This window comes from Erwinia rhapontici (genome assembly GCF_020683125.1).
Classification (GTDB): Bacteria; Pseudomonadota; Gammaproteobacteria; order Enterobacterales; family Enterobacteriaceae; genus Erwinia; species Erwinia rhapontici.
This window is the reverse complement of sequence record NZ_CP085627.1, coordinates 3,841,157-3,864,054: the sequence shown is the minus strand read 5'-3', so window position 1 is coordinate 3,864,054 and position 22,898 is coordinate 3,841,157. Positions and strand designations below refer to the sequence as shown.

The following is a 22,898-nucleotide window of genomic DNA, read 5'->3' as shown; positions in this document are numbered from 1 at the left end:
TACGGTTAACATTATGCTGAACAATAATAAATTTTTCTCTGAGCGGGAGGTCAATTTGATCCCGGACGTATCACAGGCGCTTTCCTGGCTGGAAGCTCATCCTGACGCACTTAAAGGTATTGGTCGCGGCATTGAGCGCGAAACGCTGCGCGTCAGGCCGGATGGCCATCTTGCCACTACCGGACACCCAGCTTCTCTTGGTTCAGCTTTAACACATAAGTGGATTACCACTGACTTTGCCGAAGCATTATTAGAATTTATCACGCCGGTCCATCAGGATATTGATCATCTGCTGGCATTCTTGCGGGATATCCATCGCCATGTCGCCCGTGAGTTAGGCGAAGAACGTATGTGGCCGATGAGCATGCCATGCATGATCGCTCCCGATCAGGATATCGAGCTGGCGCAGTATGGTCGTTCGAATATTGGCCAGATGAAAACACTGTATCGGCAGGGTCTCAAAAACCGTTACGGTGCGCTGATGCAGATTATCTCTGGCGTGCATTATAACTTCTCACTGCCGCTCTCCTTCTGGCAGGAGTGGGCTGGGGTGAAGGATGCTGAAAGCGGAAAAGAGGCTATCTCTGATGGCTATCTGCGCCTTATCCGTAACTATTATCGCTTTGGCTGGGTGATCCCGTATCTGTTCGGTGCTTCACCGGCGATCTGTTCCTCATTCCTGCAAGGTAAAGAGAGCGCACTGCCGTTTGATCGCAGTGATAAGGGAATGCTGTCACTGCCGTATGCGACTTCCCTGCGTCTGAGCGATCTGGGCTATACCAATAAATCCCAGAGTAATCTTGGCATCACCTTCAACAATCTTCCGGACTACATTACTGGTCTGAAAGCGGCGATTAAAACACCGTCGGAAGAGTTTGCTGCGATGGGGGTGAAAGATGAAAACGGTGACTGGTTACAGCTAAATACCAACGTATTGCAGATTGAAAACGAGCTGTACGCGCCGATCCGACCAAAACGTGTGACACGTTCTGGTGAGGCACCTTCGGATGCACTGCAGCGCGGGGGGATTGAATATATCGAAGTCCGCTCACTCGACATTAATCCCTTCTCACCGATTGGTGTGGATGCGAACCAGGTGCGGTTCCTCGATTTGTTCCTGGTCTGGTGTACGCTGGCCGATGCGCCTGAGATGAACAGTGCTGAGCTTGCCTGCACACGTAAAAACTGGAATCGAGTGATCCTTGAAGGGCGTAAACCCGGTCAGACGATCAGCATGGGATGCGAAGAGTCGCAGCATTTGCTGGTTGATGTGGGCAAGGCATTGTTCAGCGATCTCCGTCGCGTGGCGGAAACGCTCGACAGTCAGAGTGACGAACATCATTACCAGGAAGTTTGTGACCGACTGGTGGCATCATTCGACGATCCTGACCTGACCTATTCCGCGCGATTCCTGGATATATTAAAAGAGAACGGTATCGCGGGTGCCGGGCTGGCCCTGGCCGAACAGTATCGTGCTCAGTTAAGCGAAGAGTCACTGGAAGTGCTGACCGAACAGCAGTTTAGCGATGAAGCGCAACGCTCACAGGATAGTCAGCAGGATATTGAAGAAAGTGATACGCTTGACCTTGAAACCTTTTTGAAAGGTAAGAGCTAAGCGATACAAAAGAAAAAGGCCACATAACTGTGGCCAAAATTCGCATCTCTGTTGTTGTCAGGGATGAGATGGATGATAACAAATGCGCGTCTTTCATATATTCAGACGCGCAGCGTTCGAGAAAGTTTCATCAGTTCAAAAATAAATTCATTTGTTGAGGTAACAAGTATGCCATTGCTGGATAGCTTTACCGTCGATCACACCATCATGGCCGCTCCTGCTGTACGCGTAGCTAAAACCATGAACACGCCTGCTGGCGACACCATCACGGTTTTCGATCTGCGTTTCTGCCGACCGAATATCGAGATTTTGACCGAACGCGGTATCCACACGCTGGAGCACCTTTTTGCCGGCTTCATGCGCGATCACCTGAACGGTGACGGTGTGGAAATCATTGATATTTCGCCAATGGGTTGCCGTACGGGCTTCTACATGAGCCTGATTGGCACGCCGGACGAGCAGCGTGTAGCAAAAGCATGGAAAGCCGCGATGGCTGATGTGCTGAAAGTGAAAAACCAGAGTGATATCCCTGAACTGAATATTTATCAGTGCGGGACCTGTGAAATGCACTCACTGGATGAAGCGCAGGACATCGCGCGTAACATCCTCGACAACGACATTCGCGTTAACCGTAACGATGAACTGGCGCTGCCGAAAGAAAAACTGAAAGAACTGCATATCTAAATCGTAGGGGCGAAGCATGCTTCGCCCGGGTCAGGCATGCCTGACCCCTACGACGATCCCACCGACTCCTTTAGCGACGTTTGCGGTGTAATCCGTACCTGCTTAATCATATTGTCCTGCACATCAAGAATGTCGACGGCATAATGGCCAATTTGTACCGTGGTATTGGCGAGCGGAATATCCTGCAATGCCTCAAGGATCATGCCGTTAACGGTGCGCGCTTCGACTTCCGGCAGTGTCCAGTTAAAGGCTTTATTGAGCTCGCGTATGTTTGCGCTGCCCTCAATCAATACAGAACCATCATTCTGTGGTACCACTTCTTCGGCCAGCGTCGGGGACATGGACGTGGTGAAGTCGCCGACAATCTCTTCCAGAATATCTTCGATGGTCACCAGACCTTTAATATCGCCGTACTCATCGACGACCAGCCCGACCTTCTTCTTATTCCGCTGGAACTTGACCAGCTGTACGTTGAGCGGTGTTCCTTCTGGCACATAGTAAATTTCATCCGCGGCGCGCAGCATCACCTCTTTGGTGAACTCTTTCTTCTCGGTCATCAGACGATAAGCTTCGCGCACACGCAGCATGCTCATGGCATTGTCGAGGGTGTCGCGATACAGGACGATACGGCCGTGGGGTGAGTGAGTCAGCTGGCGTACGATCGATTTCCAGTCGTCGTTAATATTGATACCGACAATTTCGTTACGCGGCACCATGATGTCATCGACATTCACTTTTTCAAGATCGAGGACGGACAGCAGCATATCCTGATTGCGGCGTGACATCAGTGAACGCGATTCGTACACGATGGTACGCAATTCGTCTTTGCTCAAAGCCGCACTGATTGCGCCATCGCTCTTCATTCCCACCAGACGCATCAGCATGCGGGTAATGGTGTTCAGCAGCCATACCAGCGGCATCATAACAATCTGCAAGGGGCCGAGCAGCACGCTGCTGGGGAAGGCCACTTTTTCCGGATAGAGCGCTGCGATGGTTTTTGGCAAGATTTCAGCAAAAACCAGAACAAGAAAGGTCAGAATGCCGGTGGCAATCGCCACACCCGCATCGCCATACAAACGCATGCCGACAATGGTTCCCAGCGCAGAGGCCAGAATGTTGACCAGGTTATTGCCGATCAGCACCAGGCTGATCAGTCGGTCAGGACGACGCAGTAATTTTTCGACACGACGTGCGGCACGGTTACCATTTTTAGCCTGATGACGCAGCTTGTAGCGGTTGAGTGTCATCATGCCGGTTTCGGAACCGGAAAAGTACGCCGACACCAAAATCATAATAACCAGCGTGATGATCAGGGTCGTGGTTGAAACGTGTTCCAAGGGAAATCCTTGTGGTGGTCAATCAGGAGGTTAGGAAGTGCTGCAGCATGCGGCTACCGAAATAAGCCATGGTCAGTAAAAATGCGCCTCCGCAGTTGAACCATACGACACGGCGACCGCGCCAGCCTTCGTGATAATGGCCCCACAGCAGGACGATATAGAGGAACCAGGCCAGGATAGACAGCACGGCTTTATCGATATTTTCACGGCTGAACAGATCTTGCAGATAGAACAATCCGGTACAGAGTACCAGCGTTAACAGCACCACGCCGATCTGGGTGATATGAAACATTTTACGTTCGATGGTCATCAGCGGAGGGATATCGTTGCTGAAGGCCAGCTTCTTGTTCTTCAGTAGCCAGTCAATCCAGGCCAGCTGTAATGCATACAGTGCGGCAATAATTAGTGTGGCATAGGCGAAAAGTGCCAGCCCGATGTGCACCATCATGCCCGGCGTGGTTTCCAGGTGGGTAATAAAGGCGTTAGGCACAAATGTGGCAAATGCCAGGTTGATCAGCGCAAAGCTGTAAACAATCGGCAGCAAAATCCAGCCACGGTTGCGGGAGGCAACAATCGTCATAATCGCACAGATCAACAGGCTCACCAGCGAACCAATGTTCAGCAGGCTGAGGTTCTGCCCGCCATCTGGTCCGAAAATACGCTGCTCCAGCGCCACGGCATGGCAAACCAGGGCGGCGATGGCAGAAAGCACTGCCAGACGACGCCAGGTGCTGTTTTTACGCAACAGGCTGGGAACGATCAGTGCAAGGCTGAATGAGTAGGCGAGTAGCGCCAGAATCGCAATTACAGACATAGAATTCGTCAGGTATCGGCCAGAGAAGAAAAAAGTCAGTATAGCGCCAGCGGCTGCTGGCTCCAAACGATCTCATCGCATATGGCTGAGATCCCAGCGCCTCTATGTTATAATCCGCGCCATTGTGTCGCCGAGGCGGCCTCTCATTACGTTGAGCGAGAGACGATGTTTGATAATTTAACCGACAGACTGTCGCAGACCCTGCGCAATATCAGCGGCCGCGGGCGGCTGACTGAAGATAATATTAAAGACACGCTGCGCGAAGTGCGCATGGCGTTGCTGGAAGCTGACGTCGCGCTGCCGGTCGTCCGTGACTTTATCGGACGCGTCAAAGAGCGCGCCGTCGGTCATGAAGTGAACAAAAGCCTGACCCCGGGCCAGGAGTTCGTTAAGATCGTTAAAAACGAACTGGTTGCTGCCATGGGGGAAGAGAACAACACTCTGAATCTGGCTGCTCAGCCACCTGCTGTGGTACTGATGGCGGGCTTGCAGGGTGCGGGTAAAACCACCAGCGTCGGTAAGCTGGGTAAGTTCCTGCGTGAAAAGCACAAGAAAAAAGTACTGGTGGTGTCTGCTGACGTTTATCGCCCTGCGGCGATTAAACAGTTGGAAACACTGGCAGAGCAGGTCGGCGTTGATTTCTGCCCGTCAGACCTCAGTCAGAAACCGGTCGATATCGTTACCAGCGCGCTGCAACAGGCGAAGCTGAAATTCTACGATGTGCTGCTGGTGGATACCGCAGGTCGCTTGCACGTTGATGAAGCGATGATGGATGAGATCAAACAGATTCACGCCGCGATTAATCCGGTTGAAACACTGTTTGTGGTCGATGCGATGACCGGCCAGGATGCCGCCAACACCGCGAAAGCGTTCAACGAAGCCTTACCGTTGACGGGTGTGGTACTAACGAAAGTCGACGGTGATGCCCGCGGTGGTGCTGCGCTGTCGATTCGTCATATTACCGGTAAGCCGATTAAATTTATGGGCGTCGGTGAGAAAACCGAAGCCCTGGAACCGTTCTACCCGGATCGTATTGCCTCTCGTATTCTCGGTATGGGCGACATGTTGTCGCTGATCGAAGATATTGAAAGCAAAGTAGACCGTGCGCAGGCAGAAAAACTGGCCAGTAAGCTGAAGAAGGGGGATGGTTTCGACCTGAACGACTTCCTCGACCAGTTGAAGCAGATGCGCAATATGGGCGGTATGGCGAGCCTGATGGGCAAGCTGCCGGGCATGGGCCAACTGCCAGATAATGTTAAATCGCAGATGGACGACAAAGTGCTGGTGCGCATGGAAGCGATGATTAATTCAATGACACGCAAAGAGCGTGAAAAACCTGAGATTATCAAAGGCTCCCGTAAGCGCCGCATTGCCACCGGTTCAGGTATGCAGGTGCAGGACGTTAACCGCTTATTGAAGCAGTTCGACGACATGCAGCGCATGATGAAGAAGATGAAGAAGGGCGGTATGGCGAAGATGATGCGCGGCATGAAAGGTATGATGCCGCCGGGCTTCCCTGGCCGCTAAGTCAGCCAGAAAATGACTCAGGCGAATTAGATTGCTTTTTGCGCCAAAATGAGTAAAATTTTCGGGCTTTTTATATTGCATCCGGGCCCCGTTCCCTCAATGGGGCCCGGCTGTTTTATTAACTAAAGAGGATGTTATGGTAACAATTCGTTTGGCACGTCACGGCGCTAAAAAGCGTCCGTTTTATCAGGTAGTCGTAACCGACAGCCGTAATGCTCGCAACGGTCGCTTCATTGAGCGCGTTGGTTTCTTCAACCCGATCGCTTCAGGTCAGGCTGAACCACTGCGTCTGGATCTGGACCGCATTGAGCACTGGGTTGGCCAGGGCGCTACTCTGTCTGATCGCGTTAACGCGCTGATCAAACAAGCTAAGAAAGCAGCTTAATCTGTCACGGTGGTCAACATGAGCAAGCAACTCACCGCCCAGCCTCCCGCTAACCCGTTAATTCTGGGGAAGATGGGCTCGGCCTACGGTATTCGTGGTTGGCTCAAAGTGTTTTCCTCCACCGAAGACGCCGAAAGCATTTTTGACTATCAGCCGTGGTTTATCCAGCGGGCGGGTCAATGGCAGCTTGTCGAGCTGGAAGGCTGGAAGCGCCACAATCAGGACATGATCATCAAAGTCAAAGGCATTGACGATCGTGATGCCGCGGGCCTACTGACCAATTGCGAAATTGTCGTGGACTCAGAGCAACTGCCAGAGCTGGATAACGGCGACTACTACTGGAAAGACCTTATGGGCTGCCAGGTGGTCACGACTGAAGGCTACGAGCTGGGTAAAGTCATCGATATGATGGAAACCGGTTCGAACGACGTTATCGTCGTTAAGGCAAACCTGAAGGATGCATTCGGTGCGCAGGAGCGGTTAATTCCGTTCCTCGATGAACAGGTTATCAAGAATGTCGATCTCACTACTCGTGTTATCACGGTAGATTGGGATCCTGGTTTTTGAGCTCCGAACAAAACGGTAATACTCCGGCGCAAAGTATGTGGATTGGTGTAATCAGCCTGTTTCCTGAAATGTTTCGCGCAATTACCGATTACGGAGTAACTGGCCGGGCAGTAAAAAATGGCCTGCTCAGCATTCAGAGCTGGAGTCCTCGTGACTTCGCTCATGATCGGCATCGCACCGTGGACGAACGTCCATACGGCGGCGGTCCGGGAATGCTAATGATGGTTCAACCTTTACGGGATGCCATCCACGCAGCAAAAGCGGCGGCAGGAGAAGGCGCTAAGGTGATTTATCTGTCACCTCAGGGGCGTAAACTCGATCAAGATGGGGTTTGCGAGCTGGCGACCAACCAGAAATTAATTCTGGTCTGTGGTCGCTACGAAGGGATTGATGAGCGCGTGATTAAAACCGAAATCGATGAAGAATGGTCGATTGGGGATTACGTACTCAGTGGTGGCGAGCTGCCAGCAATGACGCTGATTGACTCGGTTTCCCGGTTTATTCCCGGGGTACTGGGAAAACAGGCGTCAGCCGAGGAAGATTCGTTTTCCGATGGTTTGCTGGATTGCCCACACTATACCCGGCCTGAGGTGTTAGAAGGGATGGAGGTTCCGCCAGTTTTACTGTCGGGCAACCATGCTGATATTCGCCGGTGGCGCCTGAAACAGTCGCTGGGCCGTACCTGGCTTAGAAGACCTGAACTTCTGGAAAACCTGGCTCTGACTGAAGAGCAAGCAAAGTTGCTGGCTGAGTTCCAACGGGAACACACCCAGGCAACAAAACGATGATACGGTTGAACGGGCATAGCGCTTAGTTCGCCTTAACTATCAGTTTACCCAGGATAAGAGATTTAATTATGAGCAACATTATTAAGCAGATCGAACAAGAACAGATGAAACAGGACGTACCTTCATTCCGTCCGGGTGATTCCGTGGAAGTGAAAGTATGGGTCGTTGAAGGTGCTAAAAAGCGTCTGCAGGCATTCGAGGGCGTGGTTATCGCTATTCGTAACCGCGGTCTGCATTCTGCATTCACTGTTCGCAAAATTTCTAACGGCGAAGGCGTTGAGCGTGTATTCCAGACTCACTCCCCAGTAATCGACTCGATTGCTGTGAAACGTCGTGGTGCTGTACGTAAAGCCAAACTGTACTACCTGCGTGAGCGTACTGGTAAGTCTGCACGTATCAAAGAACGTCTGGGCGCTTAAGCGACATCTGATAGTTAATAGCAATAAAGGGGCTGACCGAAAGGTTGGCCCCTTTTTTTTGAGTTTGTCACGATCGCATACATCTTGCGAAATTTCCTGCCTTTTGCCTCCGCGAAAAAAAATAAAAAGTCGTTTCATGCTGATTTTTAAGCTGATATAAAAAAAATTCCGCGTATGTTTGATAGATACCTATCTACTGCCAGGAATTCTGCACGCTATGCGCCCTTCGCCCAGTCCCTCGACCGGTGTGTCGATGAAAATCGCCGGTGCCCTGACCTCTACGTTAATGATGGCCTGCGTGAAAGGCCTGGATGGCACCATTCCGGTCGGGGAAGTGATCTTCTTTCGTTCTTCTGTTGCGCTGATCCCTCTGTTTATCTGGCTGTGGTGCCAGGGCAACATCCTTGATGGCATCCGTACCCGCAATGTGAAAGGGCATTTTCTGCGTGGACTGGCCGGAACGGGGGGCCTGTACTTTAGCTACCTTGCACTGCTCTATATCTCCCTGACCGATGTGACTGCCATCAACTATGCGGCGCCGTTGATTACCGTGATCATGGCGGCAATTTTTCTACGTGAGAAGGTCAAGTATCATCGCTGGGTGGCAGTGATTGCCGGATTTATTGGCATCCTGGTGATGATGTCTGGCCAGCTATTTTTTGGTCGGGAAGGGGCATTAAGCTCGGTGAGCTGGCTGTCTACGCTTGGCATGATTCTGGCGCTGATGGCAGCAGTGTGTATTGCAGGTGCATCGATACAGATTCGTTATCTGAATGGTATTGAGAAGCCAGGAGCCATTGCTTTCTGGTTTGCGATAACCACCACGCTGACATCGCTTTTCACACTGTGGTTTGGCTGGACGATACCGAATGGCAGGCAACTGATGTTGCTGCTTGGTTGCGGTCTGCTGGGAGGGATTACGCAAATCCTGCTGACCTTGAGTTTGAAATATGCAGATGCTTCTTTGCTGGCGCCGTTTGATTACAGTACGTTGATCTGGTCGGTATTTATTGGCTACCTGTTCTGGGACACATTGCCAGAGTCAGCGACCATTTTCGGCGCGGGTCTGGTCGTGACTGGTGGGATGATTTCCATGTATTTTGAACGGCGCCATCGCCGGGCGATCACGCCGCTAAATGTGAGCGGTTGAGAGAGCAATAGGTCGGGATGAATAATGGGCTGGCCGTGAGGCTGGCCTTTTTTGTCATTTGCCACATGATGACGAATGTTTCACAGGATGTTAGGATATTTCTGAATAGAGGTGGGGTGATGAAACCCGTGATGACGAGGCCAAATTAATGGCCGGGATGATAGAGGTTTCATGGCGAAAATATGCGTGCTGTTACTGCCACTCTTGCTGAGTAGCGTCACTCTGCCGATCAGGAGTGAAACGTTAACTGATGCACCTTCGGGCGTGTCAGCGGCAGACGTGCGCCAGACCGTCGCGGGTATTATCAGCTATACCCGATGGCCACACCTTACCGGGCTTCCCCGTCTGTGTATCTTTCGTTCTGCGTACTTCGCTCCTGCGCTCACCGCAGCTTCAGTTGAGCACCCTCCTGCTGTCTGGCAGGCAATCCCCGTAGAGGATGCACAACAGGCGCTGGTCTCGCAGTGCGATATTCTCTACTTTGGCCGTGAATCTTCGCAGCAGCAGGTTGAACTGATTAACAGCTATCAGCTGCGCCCGCTGCTCACCATTGCTGAACAAACCCCTGAGTGCGCAACCGGCAGCGCATTTTGCCTTAAATTTATTAATCACCGGGTGAGTTTTTCGGTGAACCTCGACTCGCTGGGTCGAAGCGGCGTTCGGGTGCATCCCGATGTATTAATGCTGGCATCTTCAGGGAGTAAGCGACATGGATAAATCCTCGGCAGATTACAACAGGGCCAGCTTTCGCAATGCGCTGTTACGTATCAGTGTGATCAGCGTAGTGACCACGATGACCGTGGCGTGGCTGTTTATTTCCGCCACCTCAATGCTGTCATTCCGTCAGTATGCAGATAAGAATCTGCAACTGCTGGCTTATACCGTCAGCCACAGCCTGGAAGCTGCAGTAGTGTTTCGTGACGGTAATGCCGCGATGGACACCCTGAATGAGCTGGGAAAACAGGGACAGTTCTCTTCGGCAGTGGTGACCGACATAAAAGGCAATGAACTTGCCCATTGGGGTGAGGGGAATGAACATGAAATGAATACAGACCCACTGGCGCGTGCGGTCTCCGGCTGGTTATTCCCCAAACCGGTACAGCAACCCATCCTGCATAATGGGGTAAAAGTCGGCAATATCACGCTAACAGGCGAAGATGCCACCGTGACGGACTTTGTCTACCGCTCCCTCAGTGTGCTGACGATCTGTTTGCTGCTGGCCTCGCTGGTCGCACTCCTGTTTACTCGTCATTTATTCAGTGGGCTGATCGCTGCGTTAAGGAGCATGACCGGCGTTGTGCATGATATTCGCGCCACGCGTAATTTTTCACGTCGGGTTCCTCCCTCAAAAATTAATGAACTGCACGTGTTCGGTGAGGATTTTAACAGCCTGCTGATCGAAATTGAAAAGTGGCAACTGCGTGAGCAACAGGAGCGAGATTCTCTGCTGAAGCGTGCGCTGCACGATCCGCTGACCGGGCTGGCCAATCGTGCTGCATTTCGCAGTGCACTGGACAGTGTGCTGAGTGATAGTGCCCGTAAAACCCATACTGCGCTGCTGTTTATGGATGGGGATAACTTTAAGGGTATCAATGATACCTGGGGGCATGCAGCGGGAGATGAAGTCCTGATGGCGATAGCGCAGCGATTATCTGACTGTGCTGCAAATACCCATCTTGTCTGCCGTTTTGGGGGGGATGAATTTGCCATGATCCTTGAAAATGTCAGCCATGATAATGAAGTCCAGGCGGTGATTGACGCGATTAATCTGCGCATGGCTGAGCCGATTGATCTTCAGGGCGGTGAGTCCGTGGTGATGACACTAAGTATTGGCCGCGCGGTAGCCAGCCAGGCTGCGACTGCCGAAGGCGTGATGGAAGCGGCCGATCGCAGTATGTATCTGGAGAAGCAGCAGCACCATCAGCGTGCTGCTTCTTAGTGATAATCATGGGAGATATGATGAAAACAATAAGAATGATGACTGGACTCGTATTGGTGCTGTTACTGGCGGCCTGCCAGAGCGCACCTCAGGGTAAATTCTCGCCTGAACAGATCAGCGCTATGCGATCACAGGGGTTTAGTGAAATCCCGGAAGGATGGATGTTGGGGATCTCTGAGAAGATCCTGTTTGGTAAAAATAAGTCAGAGCTGACGCCGGAGAGTGTTGCAACCGTTCAGCGCATGGCTAAGTTACTCTCCAGCACTGGGCTGCATCACGCGCGCCTTGATGGGCATACCGATAACTATGGTGATGAGAAATATAACGAGGCGTTGTCACTGAAGCGTGCCAACGCGGTAGCCGATGCCTGGGCAAGCGGAGCCGGTGTAGCACGCAACAATATCACGACCCGGGGGTTGGGTGACAGCGACCCGGTACAGAGCAACAAAACATCACAGGGTCGGGCAGAAAATCGTCGTGTAGCGGTCGTTATCACCGCCCCCTGAAGCAGTCTAAAGAGACTCTGCCTCGTCGGCTATCGCGGGCGAGGCAGCATCATTATCTGGCCGCGCGCAGCAGTTCGACGACCAGTGGTGACAGCTCATCACGCAGTGCAGCGCGTTCGGACTGGAATAATGTAGCGGTATAGAATTTATGTCCCGGAAGTTCCATTGCCCGCACATCCCCCTCACGATCCCAGGCTGTCAGTCGCAGCGGATACGTTTTTAGATCGGCAACAAAATCCGGGTTGACGCCAAAGTTACAGTGATACCCTTCGCTGATTTCTGTCTTACCGTAAGCCTGTGCCAGAAGCGAGCCAGGTTCAATCACAATATCCCCGGTTTTTTCGACCAGCGAACAGCTTAATGGCGCGATCACCAGACGCCCACCGCTGTCGGTTTCGGCATGTCCTGCATCGCTCCAACCCATGACATTACGCGCGTACTCAACAATGGCATACTGAAACCCCCCGCAGGAGCCGAGAAAGGGCACGTTGTTTTCCCGGGCATAACGAAGAGTGAGGAATGCCCCCTCGTCGTTACTATACGGACTACCCGGCGTCAGCCACAGGGCATCATATTCCTGTAAAACACCGCTGTCGGTGATGGATTCAGTGGGAAGCCACTGCGGGCTGACATTGAGCTGAAGGGCGTGTGAGGCAAGTTGAACTGCTTTTGGAATGGCCTGATGCGCAACGGCATCGGGGCGATAGTCACCAACCAGAGCTAAACGGATCATGAGTGTTTCCTGTGCAGGTAAAAAAGGATGCTACTGCACAGTCATGATGCTGGCAAGCCGCTAAAGTTATTTCTAAGCTGAAAATTAACGCAGATTAAGGAGAGAGACATGACGCAGCGTATGAATGAATTTGGTCAACCTGTCGGTCCGGCATTGCCTTATTGGCAATCAGTGTCGGTACCAGAAGCAAACCGAATGGTCGGCATTTACTGCCGGCTGGAACCCCTGAATGTTGAGCTTCATTGCGAGGATCTTTATACGGCCTATGCTTCAGCGCCCGATGGTCGGGACTGGACCTGGCTGACGGAAGAACGTCCTGAATCGGTGGAGGCCTTTCGTATCTGGCTCAGTCAGCGTGCAGCCGAGAACGGCTTTGTGACCTTTACCCTCTTTTGTGCAAGGCGTGATAAGCCTGTCGGCCTGGTATCGTATTTACGCATCGATCCGTCTAACGGCGTGCTGGAGATTGGTGGTGTCACCTGGTCACCTCTGATGAAACGCACGGTGATCGGTACGGAAGCGCTTTGGCTGATGATCAACAATGCCTTTACGCTGGGATATCGTCGCTGTGAATGGAAGTGCGACTCTTTGAACGAGCCCTCACGTCAGGCGGCACTGCGCCTGGGGTTTACCTGGGAAGGAACCTTTCGTCAAATGATGGCACGCAAAGGGCGTTCACGGGATTCAGACTGGTTCTCGATTATTGATAGTGAGTGGCCTGCGATCAATCAGGCGCTGGTTCAGTGGCTTTCTGCAGAGAATATTGATGCCAGCGGGCAGCAGCGTCAGTCACTCGGCAACCTGATGCGGGCGGTAAAGCCGATAGATGGCAGTGTTAATTGGCCCACTCTTTAATACGATAAGCCCGAAGCGTATGGCAATCAGCTCTGCGCCTACGCGGGTGGCAACAGCGCGGCTGGCGATATTGCTTTCAGCCGCCAGGATTTCGATGACGTCAATATCCGGTTGCTCAAAAGCCTGCGCTGCAATCTGGCACACAGCCTGACGGGCAATACCTTTACGCTGTTCGCTACGTCGTACCCAGTAACCAAGAGCGGCAGGGATATCGGGTCCGCTGCTGTAACGCAGCCCCACGCCCCCCAGAAGCCGCCCGTCTTCTGTAAACAGCCCGCATTCATTCGCTACGCCCTGACGGCGCTGTAAATGGGTGTAGCTGAACCACTTAAGTGCTTCCTCGGCTGTGTAATCTTCATGGGCCCATGCCATCCACGGTATTAAACTCTTCAGTGACTCCCTGACGGCCTCGACGAAGGCTACAGCATCACTGTTTTCGAATGGGCGTATGACTATTTTCATGATTCACTCTGAATTATTTGTCCTGACGGACAAAAATTATAGCGCCTCTCAGGAGAGCAGGTATTGGAAATGATTGGCTTTTTTGATGTTGAAATACTATCTGTAAATATATAATTACAGTTTGAGTTGTGGTGTATTTTGAGGGTTCTTGTTTAACTCATTGTATTTATTTATTTAAATTGTTTTATTGGTGTGGCTTTCTTCTCTGTGGTAATAAATCTGTACATCACTATATTGTTTTATGTACGCATTCTGGTACAGTTGTCAGCAACCTCACTGAGGACCCCTATTAATCGAATGACCAGGATGACGATCATGCAAAAAGATGCGCTGAATAACGTTCACATCGCTGATGAACAGATTCTGATTACCCCGGAAGAACTGAAAAAACAGTTCCCGCTGAACAGCGTACTGGAAGGGCAGATTGCCGCTTCACGTCAGACTATTTCCGATATCATCAGCGGAAAAGATCATCGCTTGCTGGTGGTCTGTGGCCCTTGTTCTATCCACGATACTGAAGCTGCACTGGCCTATGCCCGCGATTTGAAAGCACTGGCGGACCAGGTGGAAGACCAGCTCTACATTGTGATGCGCGTCTACTTTGAAAAGCCACGTACCACGGTTGGCTGGAAAGGTCTGATCAACGATCCGCATATGGATAACACCTTTGATATGGAAGCTGGCCTCCATATTGCACGTCAGCTACTGTTGAATCTGGTGGAGATGGGCTTGCCACTGGCAACGGAAGCGCTGGATCCAAACAGCCCGCAATACCTTGGCGATCTGTTCAGTTGGTCGGCCATCGGTGCACGTACCACCGAATCGCAGACACACCGCGAAATGGCGTCGGGCCTCTCAATGCCGGTAGGCTTCAAAAATGGTACCGATGGCAGTCTTGGCACCGCGATTAATGCAATGCGTGCAGCCGCGATGCCACACCGTTTCGTGGGTATCAACCAGGCAGGGCAGGTGTGCCTGCTGCAAACCCAGGGTAATCCTGACGGGCATGTGATCCTGCGCGGTGGGAAAAGCCCGAACTACGGTCCGGCCGATGTGGCGCAGTGCGAAAAAGAGATGCAGCAGGCGGGACTCCGTCCTTCCTTGATGATAGATTGCAGTCATGGCAATTCTAATAAAGATTTTCGTCGCCAGTCCGGCGTGGCCGAGTCTGCCGTTGCGCAGATTAAAGATGGCAACCGTTCAATTATGGGTCTGATGCTGGAAAGTAACATTCACGAAGGCAACCAGTCTTCTGAGCAGCCGCGCAGTGATATGCGCTACGGCGTTTCCGTTACCGATGCCTGCATTAACTGGGAAACAACGGAAACCCTGCTGCGCGAAATTCATCAGGATTTGACCGGAGTACTGGCGGCGCGTCTGTCGTAAGAGGGTTAATGAGTTATGGTGGCTGAACTGACCGCGTTACGCGATCAAATTGATGAAGTCGATAAAGCGCTATTGGATCTGCTGGCGAAACGGCTGACGCTGGTCGCCGAAGTCGGCGAGGTAAAAAGCCGCTACGGGTTACCGATTTATGTTCCTGAGCGTGAGGCCACGATGCTGGCCTCACGCCGTCATGAAGCGGAGTTGCTGGGCGTGCCTCCCGATCTGATCGAGGATGTTCTGCGCCGCGTGATGCGTGAATCCTACACCAGCGAAAACGATAAGGGCTTTAAAACCCTCTGTCCCGAACTGCGTCCGGTAGTGATTGTTGGCGGTAAGGGGCAGATGGGGCGTCTGTTTGAGAAGATGCTTACCCTGTCGGGTTATCAGGTACAGATCCTCGATAAAGGTGACTGGGATAACGCAGAAGCGATGCTGGCCAACGCGGGCATGGTGATTATTAGTGTTCCTATCCATCTGACCGAGCAGGTGATTGGTGAGCTGCCTCCGCTGCCGCAGGATTGCATCCTGGTGGATCTGGCCTCGGTGAAAAATAAACCGTTGCAGGCCATGCTGGCCGCGCATGCAGGACCGGTGCTGGGGTTACACCCCATGTTCGGCCCGGATAGCGGCAGCCTGGCGAAGCAGGTGGTGGTGTGGTGTGATGGTCGTCAGCCGGAAGCCTATCAGTGGTTCCTGGAACAGATTCAGGTATGGGGCGCACGCCTGCACCGTATCAGTGCCGTGGAGCATGACCAGAACATGGCGTTTATTCAGGCATTGCGCCACTTCGCTACGTTTGCTTATGGTCTGCACCTGGCAGAAGAAAATGTTCAACTGGACCAACTGCTGGCGCTTTCATCACCGATCTATCGACTGGAGCTGGCGATGGTCGGACGCCTGTTTGCTCAGGATCCACAGCTCTACGCCGACATTATTATGTCTTCAGAAAGCAATCTGGCCCTGATCAAACGGTATTATAAGCGGTTTGGAGAGGCAATAAAGTTGCTGGAGCAGGGCGATAAGCAGGCGTTTATCGACAGCTTCCGCCGGGTAGAGCATTGGTTTGGCGACCACGCGAAACGCTTCCAGGCAGAAAGCCGCACGTTACTGCGTCAGGCAAATGACAGCAGACCCTAGTGTTTAACAGGAGGGGCCGACATATCTGGCCCCTCCGTTTTAATCGTACCAAACCCCGCCTTGACGAAAATCTCCTGTCCCTCACAAGTTAACAACAGCTCAGCGAGCTTGTGGCCTGCGGGCTGACAAACAGCATAGCCATAGTCAGCGCGAGTTTGCCACGCCTCAGGTATCAACAACGTCGTAATACCCTCATTCGCCTGTAGAAGATGCGCATAGCTGCGGTAGCCAATAAAGAGATCGGCCTGCCCTGACTTTATCAACCAGACTGAAGCCTGCATCCCCGGAGGTACGGGTACGGAATCCTTTTCCACCGACCAGTGACATCGCACGCTGCTTTAACCGTTGGCCCAGTTCAGTCTCATGCTGTCCAATACGTTCGAATAGCTGCCAGGCGTAATCGCCACAGGGATCGCAGCCAGGTGTTGAGGTGGCGAGACGCAGAGCAGGATTGCGCAACAGATCGAGCCACTCAGCCGCCGAATCGACGCTATCGCTGCGAACGTTCAGGCACAAAAAGTTATGGCAGAATACGCCTGTCCTTTGTGCCAGCCCTGCCTGTAACAGTGTCTGCGGATGGGCAATACTGGCAGAGACGAACAAATCGCAGGCCTCACCTTGCTCTATACGCTGACGCAGTATTCCGGCTGGACCGAACTGCGTTTCTATCCCCGCCGGATAATAGTGCTGGAATGCACTTACCACGCCTGGCCAGACGTGACGCAGGCTTCCCGCGGCCAATACCTGTAAAGGTTTCATCCATTCTTGCCGTGGTAGTGAGTACGGTAAAAACGTTGATACCAGCTGTCTGCCTGCTGCTGCATATCAATATCCGTAAATCTGGCCGGGTACAGTTTCTTCGCCATCCACAATTCTCCCAGTGCCATCGCTTCCGGCATCGGGTAGCCCCAGGCCTTGGCATACTCTGGCATCAGATAAACCCGGTGATTTTTGACGGCATCCACGGCCTGCCAGGCGGGCTGCTGGTTAATCTCGTCGAGTACTTTTGGATAACGGTCCTGGACAAAGATGACCTGCGGATTCCATGCCAGAATTTGCTCCATTGAAACCTGCTTGTAGCCCTTAACGGTCGATGCGGCAACGTTCATTGCTCCGGCATGCGCCATCATCAGCCCGGTGTATTTACCCGAACCATAGGTTGTCAGATCGGGGTTAGCCATGTAGACACGAACACGCTCTTTTTCCGGAATGTCCTTGAGCCGGTCGGCAACCTGCTGACGCTGTTTAAAGGTTTCTGCAACCAGAGCGTCGGCCTGCTTTTGCTGATTGACCACCTCGCCAATCAGACGGATACCCTGTGCAAGGCCATCATTGTAGGCCTGTTCTTCATTTTCTAACTGTGGGTTGAGCTGGGCCTGCTGTGTGCCGCTGTCGGTACGCAGAGAGATGGCAATAACAGCGATGCCGAGATCCTGAATCTGATCAATCATTTCCTGGGGCGCATAGTTCGTGACAAACACCACCTGCGGATGAAGGGCAACCAGCTTCTCCAGATCAACATGGGTCAGATCGCCCAGCATCGGCAACGTATTCAACTGGGGTACCAGACGTGCATAGCCGTCGCCCAGCTGCTGTTTCCAGTTGCTGAGAATGCCGACTATTTTTCCCGTGGCATCGAGCTGTACCAGTAGATTTAAGGTCTGATGCTGAAGGACGACGACCCGATCAACGCGATCGGGCAATGTCACCTGACGACCGAGCTGATCGGTTACCTGGCGTGATGCTTGCGCAGAAAAAACGAATAAAGCAGAAAGAATAAGTACGGAAAAAGAGCGGAAAAGGGAAGTCATCATCGCTGCCTGAGTATCGTTGTATATCTTATGATATAGCGATCGACATCACAGGGTAAATGATTCTCTGTGGCAAAAGGGGAAAATCACCAGCCGCGATTGGGCTGGCGAGGTGTCCGGCGTTATTGGGGATCGATGGCGACGACGTTTTCGCTAGGGTAGCAGCCCAGTACCTTCAGGGAACGTGTGATTGGCGTCAGCTCGCTTAGCGCCTGCTGTACAGCATCGGTATTCAGGTTGCCCTGGAAATCGATGTAAAACATCTCCTGCCATGGATTCCCGTTAATCGGGCGCGACTCCAGTTTACTCATTGTCAGATTATGTTTTCGCAGCACCAGCAGAGCTTCCACCAGGGCGCCTGCCTGCTGGCCAGTGGCCATAATCAGCGTGGTTTTTGCCGGAACCTGGAGTGAAACCTCGACCGGCTTACGGGCCAGTACGATGAAGCGGGTAATGTTCTGGCGCTGGTTAGCCAGATTCCGCTCCAGCACCTGTAAACCATAAAGCTCACCGCCGGCTTCACTGCCCAGCGCGGCAACTTTCGGTGAATTCATGGCAGCGACTCTCTCCATCGCAGCCGCAGTACTTTCGGTGTACTCAATTTTCCAGTGCGGATGACGATTGATGAACTGGCTGCACTGCTGGAATGGCTGAGGGTGACTGTAGACTGTTTCAATCTGCTGCAGGTCAGTATTACCGGAGACGAGGACGCAGTGATCAATAGGGATAGTGATCTCACCGACAATAGACAGGCTGGTTTGCTGCAACAGGTCATAGACATCAGTGATTGACCCTGAAGTCGTATTCTCAACCGGCAGCACGGCGTAGTCAGCCAGCCCGGTTTCAACCTGATTGAAGATATCGTGAAACTTCAGGCAGCCATTCTCAATGAAGTTATCGAAATGACGTGCGGCATAGTGGCGTGATGCCAGATGCGAGTAAGAGCCTTTTGGCCCGAGAAAGGCGATGCGCGCAGAGTGAGCGTTGGTGTTGTTCAGATGTTTTTGCAGCAGCGCCTGCTGAGTCAGCACGGAATCTTCAATGATTTGCTGAAACAGGCGTGTGATGTAATGCGCATCCAGCTTATGGCCTTTGCCCAGAGTGATCAGGTGCTCAAGCAGATCGCGTTCGCGGTCGATATCACGGACGGGACGGTGGGTGGCCATTTTGGCCTCAGCAACTTCTACCGCCAGCGCACGGCGCTGGGCCAGCAGGGCCAGCAGTTGTTCGTCCAGTGCGCTGATCTTACCGCGCAGAGCCAGCAAAGGATTTTCGGGATTCATATTTGCTACCTGTCAGATGTTACTAAAAAAAAAGCCTCCCATTTGGGAGGCTTTAATGTTCGTCTTCGCATTCACTCTTACACGACGAATTGCCTCCCAAATCAGGGGAAGGTAAAGAAGGTAAAAAAGAATGCGAAGAAAAACGGTGCTGATCTCATTGTGCTATCCATGATGTCTGGAAGGATAAAGTAACCGCTGCAATTTCATTCTGTCAATAAAAAACGCGCCCGCAGGCGCGTTATGACGGTTTAAACCGATTACTCTTCGTCTGTCTCAACCACACTCAGATCTTTAACACTGGCGGTGGCGCGGCGCGCTTCACCTTTATGCTGAACTTTATTCAGCTGACGTTCCAGCTTGTTAATCAGATCGTTGATGGCTGTGTACATATCTTCATGCTTGGCGCCGGCAATCAGCGGGCCGTTTGGCGTATTGATAGTTGCATCGGCAACAAACTCTTTCGGCTCTTTTGACAAAACAATGTGTGGATTTATCAGATGAGTTTGCCACTTTTCAAGTTTGGCGAGACGGTCTTCGACATGTTGGCGGATAGCCGGAGTAATTTCCATTTGCTTGCTGGTAATGTTCAGTACCATAGTGCTTACCTCTCTGTCATTTCCGTCTTGGTGAACCCAGCATACCGCGAAAAGTGTGAAAATGTGTGATCAAAATCACGTTATTTTGTCGCTTTTTGTCAAGAAGAACAAAACTGTGAGATGGGCGGGTAAATAGGGCTCTGGGGGTTGTCGAGGGGCATTTTCAGTGGCATTGTTGATAGGTTAACCTGACTGGAAATTTGGCATTTTGCCGTTTTTTAGTCAAAAAAATGGCAGCCCAGAGGCTGCCATTTTTGTCAGGTCAGACTCAGGCCTGATTGGTCGCAATGATTTTTGCCACACGATCGGCTTCTGCATTCAGCTGCAGATGACGGTAAGCATTTTCCATCAGCGGCAGTGCAGTGCGCGTAGCCTTTGTATCCGGGTAATCTTTCAGCATTTGCTCTACACGGTTAACCACAGCGACATACGCCTCGCGTTTAGTGTAGAATTCCGCCACGGATAACTCATATTTCGCCAGACGATCTTTCAGGAACACCAGGCGCTTGCGTGCATCGGTTGCATACTGGCTGTTTGGATAGCCACGCAGCAGCTGCGAGAAGTCTTTGAAAGCATCACGCGCATGGGTTGGATCGCGGTCTGAGCGGTCGATACCAAAAAAGCCTTGCAATGCACTGTCATCCAGCGCCATGTCCGTCAGACCACGCATATAAATAACGTAATCAATGTTCGGATGCGTTGGATTCAGGCGCATAAAGCGGTCAATGGCGGCTTGCGCCAGCGGCAAATCGGCATTTTTGTAGTATGCGTAGATCAGGTCTAGCTGAACTTGCTGGGAGTAAGGGCCGAATGGATAGCGGTTATCAAGCGCTTCCAGTTGCGTTATTGCTCCTTTAAAGTTACCGTCCTGCAGTTTTTGCTGGGCAGTGGCATAAATCTCGGAAGGCGGGCTGTCAGGCACCACATCCTTGGAGCCGGAACATCCAGCTAATGCCAGGCTCAACGTGGCTGCAGCCACCAGATATTTCATACGCGTCATGACGATTTGCTTATCCTCAGAGTGTTATTCAGGAAGCTGTCCGTTAAGCTTCCGATAGTGACCAGGTACGATAGCACATTATATTAAACGGCATCGCCGTGAAAACCCAACGTTAACGAAGAAGCTGTTTATTTATGGCACAACAAGTAAAACTCAACGCAACGGTATCCGAATCGCAACTCGGACAACGCTTAGATCAGGCTTTGGCCGAATTGTTCCCTGATTATTCACGTTCTCGCATAAAAGAATGGATTCTCGACCGTCGCATCACCGTCAACGGTGCAATTATCGACAAACCGAAAGAAAAAGTGCTCGGCGGTGAGCAAATTATCATCGATGCGGAAATTGACGAAGAAGCTCGCTGGGAAGCGCAGGATATCCCACTGAACATTGTCTATGAAGATGACGACATTCTGGTGATTAACAAACCGCGCGATCTGGTGGTTCATCCGGGAGCCGGTAATCCTGATGGCACGGTGCTGAATGCACTGTTGCATCATTTCCCGGCGATTGCGGATGTGCCTCGTGCTGGCATTGTGCACCGTCTGGATAAAGATACGACAGGTCTGATGGTGGTGGCGAAAACGGTCCCTGCACAGACGCATCTGGTGGAGTCACTCCAACTGCGCGAATTCACTCGCGAGTATGAAGCCGTGGCTATTGGTCGTATGACAGCAGGCGGTACGGTTGATCAACCGATCAGTCGTCACTCGACTAAACGTACCCACATGGCAGTGCATCCGATGGGTAAACCAGCCACGACGCATTACCGTATTATGGAGCATTTCCGTGCCCATACGCGTTTACGCCTGCGTCTGGAAACTGGCCGTACTCACCAGATCCGTGTGCATATGTCGCACATTAATCATCCTCTGGTGGGTGATCCGCTGTACGGTGGTCGTCCACGCCCACCGAAAGGGGCATCAGATGCCTTTATCAGTACGCTGCGTGGTTTCGATCGTCAGGCCCTGCACGCCACGATGCTCCGTCTCTATCACCCGATTACCGGGATTGAAATGGAATGGCATGCACCGCTGCCACAGGACATGGTCGATTTGATCAATGCGCTGAAAGCGGATACCGAAGAATTTAAAGAGCAACTGGACTGGTAATGAGCCTGATTGTACCGAAGTGGTCGGCCCCCGCTAACGTTCGCGCGTGCAGTAGTACGCGTCAGGGGGGCGTCAGCCAGGCACCGTGGGGCAGTCTTAACCTCGGTGCTCATGTGGGCGATGAGTTACAGCATGTGCAGACTAACCGTCAGCGGCTGCTGGAACTGGCCGATTTACCGTCCATGCCGCAATGGCTTGAGCAGGTACATGGTACAGAGGTTCTGACGCTGGACTGGAAGATACCGGCTTCACTGCGTGCTGATGCGGCTTATACCCGCACGCCAGGCGTTGTCTGTGCTGTGATGACGGCTGACTGTCTGCCGGTACTTTTTTGTTCGCAGGATGGTCAGGAAGTGGCTGCCGCGCATGCTGGCTGGCGTGGATTATGTGACGGCGTGCTGGAGGCAACAATTAATGCCTTTTCTGCCCCTCCGTCGCAGATTTTCGCCTGGCTTGGCCCGGCGATTGGTCCGGATGCTTTTGAGGTCGGGCCGGAAGTGCGTGAGGCTTTTATTGCGCAAAATCCAGCCGCTGCAGCCGCTTTTCTCCCTAAGGGTGAAAAGTTTTATGCCGATCTCGGACATTTAGCAAAACAGCGTTTAGAGGCCATCGGCGTGCGCCACGTCTGGGGTGACGGCCAATGTACCCTCAATCAAAGTGAGCAATTTTTCTCCTTCCGACGCGATGGCGTCACTGGCCGTATGGCAAGTTTGATCTGGCTGATATAACCTAGCGCCATAAGACGGTCCGGATTGATGTTTTTTTCTCCAAAATGTCAGGTCATTACCTTGA

At 52.2% G+C, this 22,898-nt stretch carries 26 protein-coding genes and 1 other annotated feature; of the genes, 16 read left to right on the top strand and 10 right to left on the bottom strand.

Annotation, left to right across the window (positions count from 1 at the left end; genetic code table 11):
* The first annotated feature begins 13 nt into the window (after positions 1-13).
* Together gshA and luxS are read left to right on the top strand one after the other, a co-directional pair.
* On the top strand, positions 14-1,615 hold the full coding sequence (gshA, locus tag LJN55_RS17890; RefSeq protein ID WP_171149914.1) for a glutamate--cysteine ligase: 1,602 nt from the start codon (positions 14-16) through the stop codon (positions 1,613-1,615).
* Positions 1,616-1,783: 168 nt separating this feature from the next.
* Positions 1,784-2,299 (top strand): S-ribosylhomocysteine lyase, encoded by a 516-nt coding sequence (gene luxS, locus LJN55_RS17885; protein WP_133845991.1) that lies wholly within the window; start codon positions 1,784-1,786, stop codon positions 2,297-2,299.
* A 47-nt stretch (positions 2,300-2,346) separates the two neighbouring features.
* On the opposite strand, the gene LJN55_RS17880 is transcribed toward luxS, so the two are convergent.
* Together LJN55_RS17880 and LJN55_RS17875 are read right to left on the bottom strand one after the other, a co-directional pair.
* A complete protein-coding gene (locus tag LJN55_RS17880) occupies positions 2,347-3,636 on the bottom strand; it encodes an HlyC/CorC family transporter (RefSeq protein WP_159337964.1) in 1,290 nt (429 codons plus the stop codon).
* Positions 3,637-3,658: 22 nt separating this feature from the next.
* Positions 3,659-4,450, bottom strand: coding sequence for a cytochrome C assembly family protein (locus tag LJN55_RS17875; protein WP_133845989.1), 792 nt, complete (start codon positions 4,448-4,450; stop codon positions 3,659-3,661).
* Positions 4,451-4,615: 165 nt separating this feature from the next.
* On the opposite strand from LJN55_RS17875, the gene ffh reads away from it, so the two are divergent.
* The 9 genes from ffh to LJN55_RS17830 all read left to right on the top strand — a co-directional run bounded on the left by ffh (position 4,616) and on the right by LJN55_RS17830 (position 11,731).
* Positions 4,616-5,977: a signal recognition particle protein gene (ffh, locus tag LJN55_RS17870; protein WP_133845988.1), complete on the top strand. Its 1,362-nt coding sequence runs from the start codon at positions 4,616-4,618 to the stop codon at positions 5,975-5,977.
* Between the two features lie 136 nt (positions 5,978-6,113).
* Positions 6,114-6,362, top strand: a complete 249-nt coding sequence (gene rpsP, locus LJN55_RS17865) for a 30S ribosomal protein S16 (RefSeq protein WP_004155935.1) — start codon at positions 6,114-6,116, stop codon at positions 6,360-6,362.
* Between the two features lie 18 nt (positions 6,363-6,380).
* Positions 6,381-6,929, top strand: coding sequence for a ribosome maturation factor RimM (gene rimM, locus LJN55_RS17860; protein ID WP_133845987.1), 549 nt, complete (start codon positions 6,381-6,383; stop codon positions 6,927-6,929).
* A 35-nt stretch (positions 6,930-6,964) separates the two neighbouring features.
* Complete coding sequence (trmD, locus tag LJN55_RS17855; RefSeq protein ID WP_133845986.1) at positions 6,965-7,717, top strand: tRNA (guanosine(37)-N1)-methyltransferase TrmD; 753 nt, start codon at positions 6,965-6,967, stop codon at positions 7,715-7,717.
* 68 nt (positions 7,718-7,785) lie between these two features.
* Positions 7,786-8,136: a 50S ribosomal protein L19 gene (rplS, locus tag LJN55_RS17850; RefSeq protein ID WP_133845985.1), complete on the top strand. Its 351-nt coding sequence runs from the start codon at positions 7,786-7,788 to the stop codon at positions 8,134-8,136.
* A gap of 217 nt (positions 8,137-8,353) precedes the next feature.
* The gene (locus tag LJN55_RS17845) at positions 8,354-9,286 is read left to right on the top strand and encodes a DMT family transporter (RefSeq protein WP_133845984.1); all 933 of its coding nucleotides are present in this window, start codon (positions 8,354-8,356) and stop codon (positions 9,284-9,286) included.
* A 171-nt stretch (positions 9,287-9,457) separates the two neighbouring features.
* The gene (locus LJN55_RS17840; protein WP_133845983.1) at positions 9,458-10,003 is read left to right on the top strand and encodes a YfiR family protein; all 546 of its coding nucleotides are present in this window, start codon (positions 9,458-9,460) and stop codon (positions 10,001-10,003) included.
* Positions 9,996-11,225, top strand: a complete 1,230-nt coding sequence (gene dgcN / locus LJN55_RS17835; protein WP_133845982.1) for a diguanylate cyclase DgcN — start codon at positions 9,996-9,998, stop codon at positions 11,223-11,225. The genes LJN55_RS17840 and dgcN overlap by 8 nt, the downstream gene beginning before the upstream one ends.
* A gap of 35 nt (positions 11,226-11,260) precedes the next feature.
* Positions 11,261-11,731 (top strand): OmpA family protein, encoded by a 471-nt coding sequence (locus LJN55_RS17830; RefSeq protein WP_407647762.1) that lies wholly within the window; start codon positions 11,261-11,263, stop codon positions 11,729-11,731.
* Positions 11,732-11,783: 52 nt separating this feature from the next.
* Here the strand turns inward: LJN55_RS17830 and LJN55_RS17825 are convergent, their stop codons facing one another.
* On the bottom strand, positions 11,784-12,464 hold the full coding sequence (locus tag LJN55_RS17825) for a CTP synthase C-terminal region-related (seleno)protein (RefSeq protein WP_133845980.1): 681 nt from the start codon (positions 12,462-12,464) through the stop codon (positions 11,784-11,786).
* Positions 12,465-12,572: 108 nt separating this feature from the next.
* Between LJN55_RS17825 and LJN55_RS17820 the strand changes: the two genes are divergently transcribed.
* Entirely contained in the window at positions 12,573-13,319 is a 747-nt protein-coding gene (locus tag LJN55_RS17820; RefSeq protein WP_133845979.1) for a GNAT family N-acetyltransferase, read from the top strand.
* Here the strand turns inward: LJN55_RS17820 and LJN55_RS17815 are convergent.
* Positions 13,254-13,781, bottom strand: a complete 528-nt coding sequence (locus LJN55_RS17815; protein WP_133845978.1) for a GNAT family N-acetyltransferase — start codon at positions 13,779-13,781, stop codon at positions 13,254-13,256. The genes LJN55_RS17820 and LJN55_RS17815 overlap by 66 nt on opposite strands.
* Before the next feature lie 315 nt (positions 13,782-14,096).
* On the opposite strand from LJN55_RS17815, the gene LJN55_RS17810 reads away from it, so the two are divergent.
* The gene (locus tag LJN55_RS17810) at positions 14,097-15,167 is read left to right on the top strand and encodes a 3-deoxy-7-phosphoheptulonate synthase (RefSeq protein ID WP_133845977.1); all 1,071 of its coding nucleotides are present in this window, start codon (positions 14,097-14,099) and stop codon (positions 15,165-15,167) included.
* Positions 15,168-15,182: 15 nt separating this feature from the next.
* Positions 15,183-16,304 (top strand): bifunctional chorismate mutase/prephenate dehydrogenase, encoded by a 1,122-nt coding sequence (gene tyrA / locus LJN55_RS17805; RefSeq protein WP_133845976.1) that lies wholly within the window; start codon positions 15,183-15,185, stop codon positions 16,302-16,304.
* Here tyrA and LJN55_RS23935 read toward each other — a convergent pair.
* The 6 genes from LJN55_RS23935 to bamD all read right to left on the bottom strand — a co-directional run bounded on the left by LJN55_RS23935 (position 16,301) and on the right by bamD (position 20,994).
* Positions 16,301-16,585, bottom strand: coding sequence for a substrate-binding domain-containing protein (locus LJN55_RS23935; RefSeq protein ID WP_265105969.1), 285 nt, complete (start codon positions 16,583-16,585; stop codon positions 16,301-16,303). The genes tyrA and LJN55_RS23935 overlap by 4 nt on opposite strands.
* Entirely contained in the window at positions 16,497-17,063 is a 567-nt protein-coding gene (locus tag LJN55_RS17800) for a substrate-binding domain-containing protein (protein WP_265105968.1), read from the bottom strand. Before LJN55_RS17800 ends, LJN55_RS23935 begins: the two co-directional genes overlap by 89 nt.
* A complete protein-coding gene (locus LJN55_RS17795) occupies positions 17,060-18,115 on the bottom strand; it encodes an ABC transporter substrate-binding protein (RefSeq protein ID WP_227536408.1) in 1,056 nt (351 codons plus the stop codon). The genes LJN55_RS17800 and LJN55_RS17795 overlap by 4 nt, the downstream gene beginning before the upstream one ends.
* 122 nt (positions 18,116-18,237) lie before the next feature.
* A complete protein-coding gene (pheA, locus tag LJN55_RS17790) occupies positions 18,238-19,398 on the bottom strand; it encodes a bifunctional chorismate mutase/prephenate dehydratase (protein WP_133845974.1) in 1,161 nt (386 codons plus the stop codon).
* 24 nt (positions 19,399-19,422) lie between these two features.
* Positions 19,423-19,557: a sequence feature (Phe leader region), on the bottom strand.
* 98 nt (positions 19,558-19,655) lie between these two features.
* Positions 19,656-19,994, bottom strand: coding sequence for a ribosome-associated translation inhibitor RaiA (gene raiA / locus LJN55_RS17785; RefSeq protein ID WP_227534964.1), 339 nt, complete (start codon positions 19,992-19,994; stop codon positions 19,656-19,658).
* A gap of 268 nt (positions 19,995-20,262) precedes the next feature.
* Positions 20,263-20,994, bottom strand: a complete 732-nt coding sequence (gene bamD / locus LJN55_RS17780) for an outer membrane protein assembly factor BamD (RefSeq protein WP_133845972.1) — start codon at positions 20,992-20,994, stop codon at positions 20,263-20,265.
* Between the two features lie 134 nt (positions 20,995-21,128).
* Here bamD and rluD point away from each other — a divergent pair, with 134 nt between their 5' ends.
* The gene (gene rluD, locus LJN55_RS17775; RefSeq protein ID WP_133845971.1) at positions 21,129-22,106 is read left to right on the top strand and encodes a 23S rRNA pseudouridine(1911/1915/1917) synthase RluD; all 978 of its coding nucleotides are present in this window, start codon (positions 21,129-21,131) and stop codon (positions 22,104-22,106) included.
* Entirely contained in the window at positions 22,106-22,834 is a 729-nt protein-coding gene (yfiH, locus tag LJN55_RS17770; RefSeq protein WP_227534963.1) for a purine nucleoside phosphorylase YfiH, read from the top strand. The genes rluD and yfiH overlap by 1 nt, the downstream gene beginning before the upstream one ends.
* The last annotated feature ends 64 nt before the right edge of the window (positions 22,835-22,898 follow it).

What these genes read in the sequence shown, in the direction of transcription:
- gshA (WP_171149914.1), top strand. Translation starts at nt 14, where the DNA reads ATGCTGAACAATAATAAATTTTTCTCTGAGCGGGAGGTCAATTTGATC.
- luxS (WP_133845991.1), top strand. Translation starts at nt 1,784, where the DNA reads ATGCCATTGCTGGATAGCTTTACCGTCGATCACACCATCATGGCCGCT.
- LJN55_RS17875 (WP_133845989.1), bottom strand. Translation starts at nt 4,450, where the DNA reads ATGTCTGTAATTGCGATTCTGGCGCTACTCGCCTACTCATTCAGCCTT.
- ffh (WP_133845988.1), top strand. Translation starts at nt 4,616, where the DNA reads ATGTTTGATAATTTAACCGACAGACTGTCGCAGACCCTGCGCAATATC.
- rpsP (WP_004155935.1), top strand. Translation starts at nt 6,114, where the DNA reads ATGGTAACAATTCGTTTGGCACGTCACGGCGCTAAAAAGCGTCCGTTT.
- rimM (WP_133845987.1), top strand. Translation starts at nt 6,381, where the DNA reads ATGAGCAAGCAACTCACCGCCCAGCCTCCCGCTAACCCGTTAATTCTG.
- trmD (WP_133845986.1), top strand. Translation starts at nt 6,965, where the DNA reads ATGTGGATTGGTGTAATCAGCCTGTTTCCTGAAATGTTTCGCGCAATT.
- rplS (WP_133845985.1), top strand. Translation starts at nt 7,786, where the DNA reads ATGAGCAACATTATTAAGCAGATCGAACAAGAACAGATGAAACAGGAC.
- LJN55_RS17845 (WP_133845984.1), top strand. Translation starts at nt 8,354, where the DNA reads ATGCGCCCTTCGCCCAGTCCCTCGACCGGTGTGTCGATGAAAATCGCC.
- LJN55_RS17840 (WP_133845983.1), top strand. Translation starts at nt 9,458, where the DNA reads ATGGCGAAAATATGCGTGCTGTTACTGCCACTCTTGCTGAGTAGCGTC.
- dgcN (WP_133845982.1), top strand. Translation starts at nt 9,996, where the DNA reads ATGGATAAATCCTCGGCAGATTACAACAGGGCCAGCTTTCGCAATGCG.
- LJN55_RS17830 (WP_407647762.1), top strand. Translation starts at nt 11,261, where the DNA reads ATGATGACTGGACTCGTATTGGTGCTGTTACTGGCGGCCTGCCAGAGC.
- LJN55_RS17825 (WP_133845980.1), bottom strand. Translation starts at nt 12,464, where the DNA reads ATGATCCGTTTAGCTCTGGTTGGTGACTATCGCCCCGATGCCGTTGCG.
- LJN55_RS17820 (WP_133845979.1), top strand. Translation starts at nt 12,573, where the DNA reads ATGACGCAGCGTATGAATGAATTTGGTCAACCTGTCGGTCCGGCATTG.
- LJN55_RS17815 (WP_133845978.1), bottom strand. Translation starts at nt 13,781, where the DNA reads ATGAAAATAGTCATACGCCCATTCGAAAACAGTGATGCTGTAGCCTTC.
- LJN55_RS17810 (WP_133845977.1), top strand. Translation starts at nt 14,097, where the DNA reads ATGCAAAAAGATGCGCTGAATAACGTTCACATCGCTGATGAACAGATT.
- tyrA (WP_133845976.1), top strand. Translation starts at nt 15,183, where the DNA reads ATGGTGGCTGAACTGACCGCGTTACGCGATCAAATTGATGAAGTCGAT.
- LJN55_RS23935 (WP_265105969.1), bottom strand. Translation starts at nt 16,585, where the DNA reads ATGCAGGCTTCAGTCTGGTTGATAAAGTCAGGGCAGGCCGATCTCTTT.
- LJN55_RS17800 (WP_265105968.1), bottom strand. Translation starts at nt 17,063, where the DNA reads ATGAAACCTTTACAGGTATTGGCCGCGGGAAGCCTGCGTCACGTCTGG.
- LJN55_RS17795 (WP_227536408.1), bottom strand. Translation starts at nt 18,115, where the DNA reads ATGACTTCCCTTTTCCGCTCTTTTTCCGTACTTATTCTTTCTGCTTTA.
- pheA (WP_133845974.1), bottom strand. Translation starts at nt 19,398, where the DNA reads ATGAATCCCGAAAATCCTTTGCTGGCTCTGCGCGGTAAGATCAGCGCA.
- raiA (WP_227534964.1), bottom strand. Translation starts at nt 19,994, where the DNA reads ATGGTACTGAACATTACCAGCAAGCAAATGGAAATTACTCCGGCTATC.
- bamD (WP_133845972.1), bottom strand. Translation starts at nt 20,994, where the DNA reads ATGACGCGTATGAAATATCTGGTGGCTGCAGCCACGTTGAGCCTGGCA.
- rluD (WP_133845971.1), top strand. Translation starts at nt 21,129, where the DNA reads ATGGCACAACAAGTAAAACTCAACGCAACGGTATCCGAATCGCAACTC.
- yfiH (WP_227534963.1), top strand. Translation starts at nt 22,106, where the DNA reads ATGAGCCTGATTGTACCGAAGTGGTCGGCCCCCGCTAACGTTCGCGCG.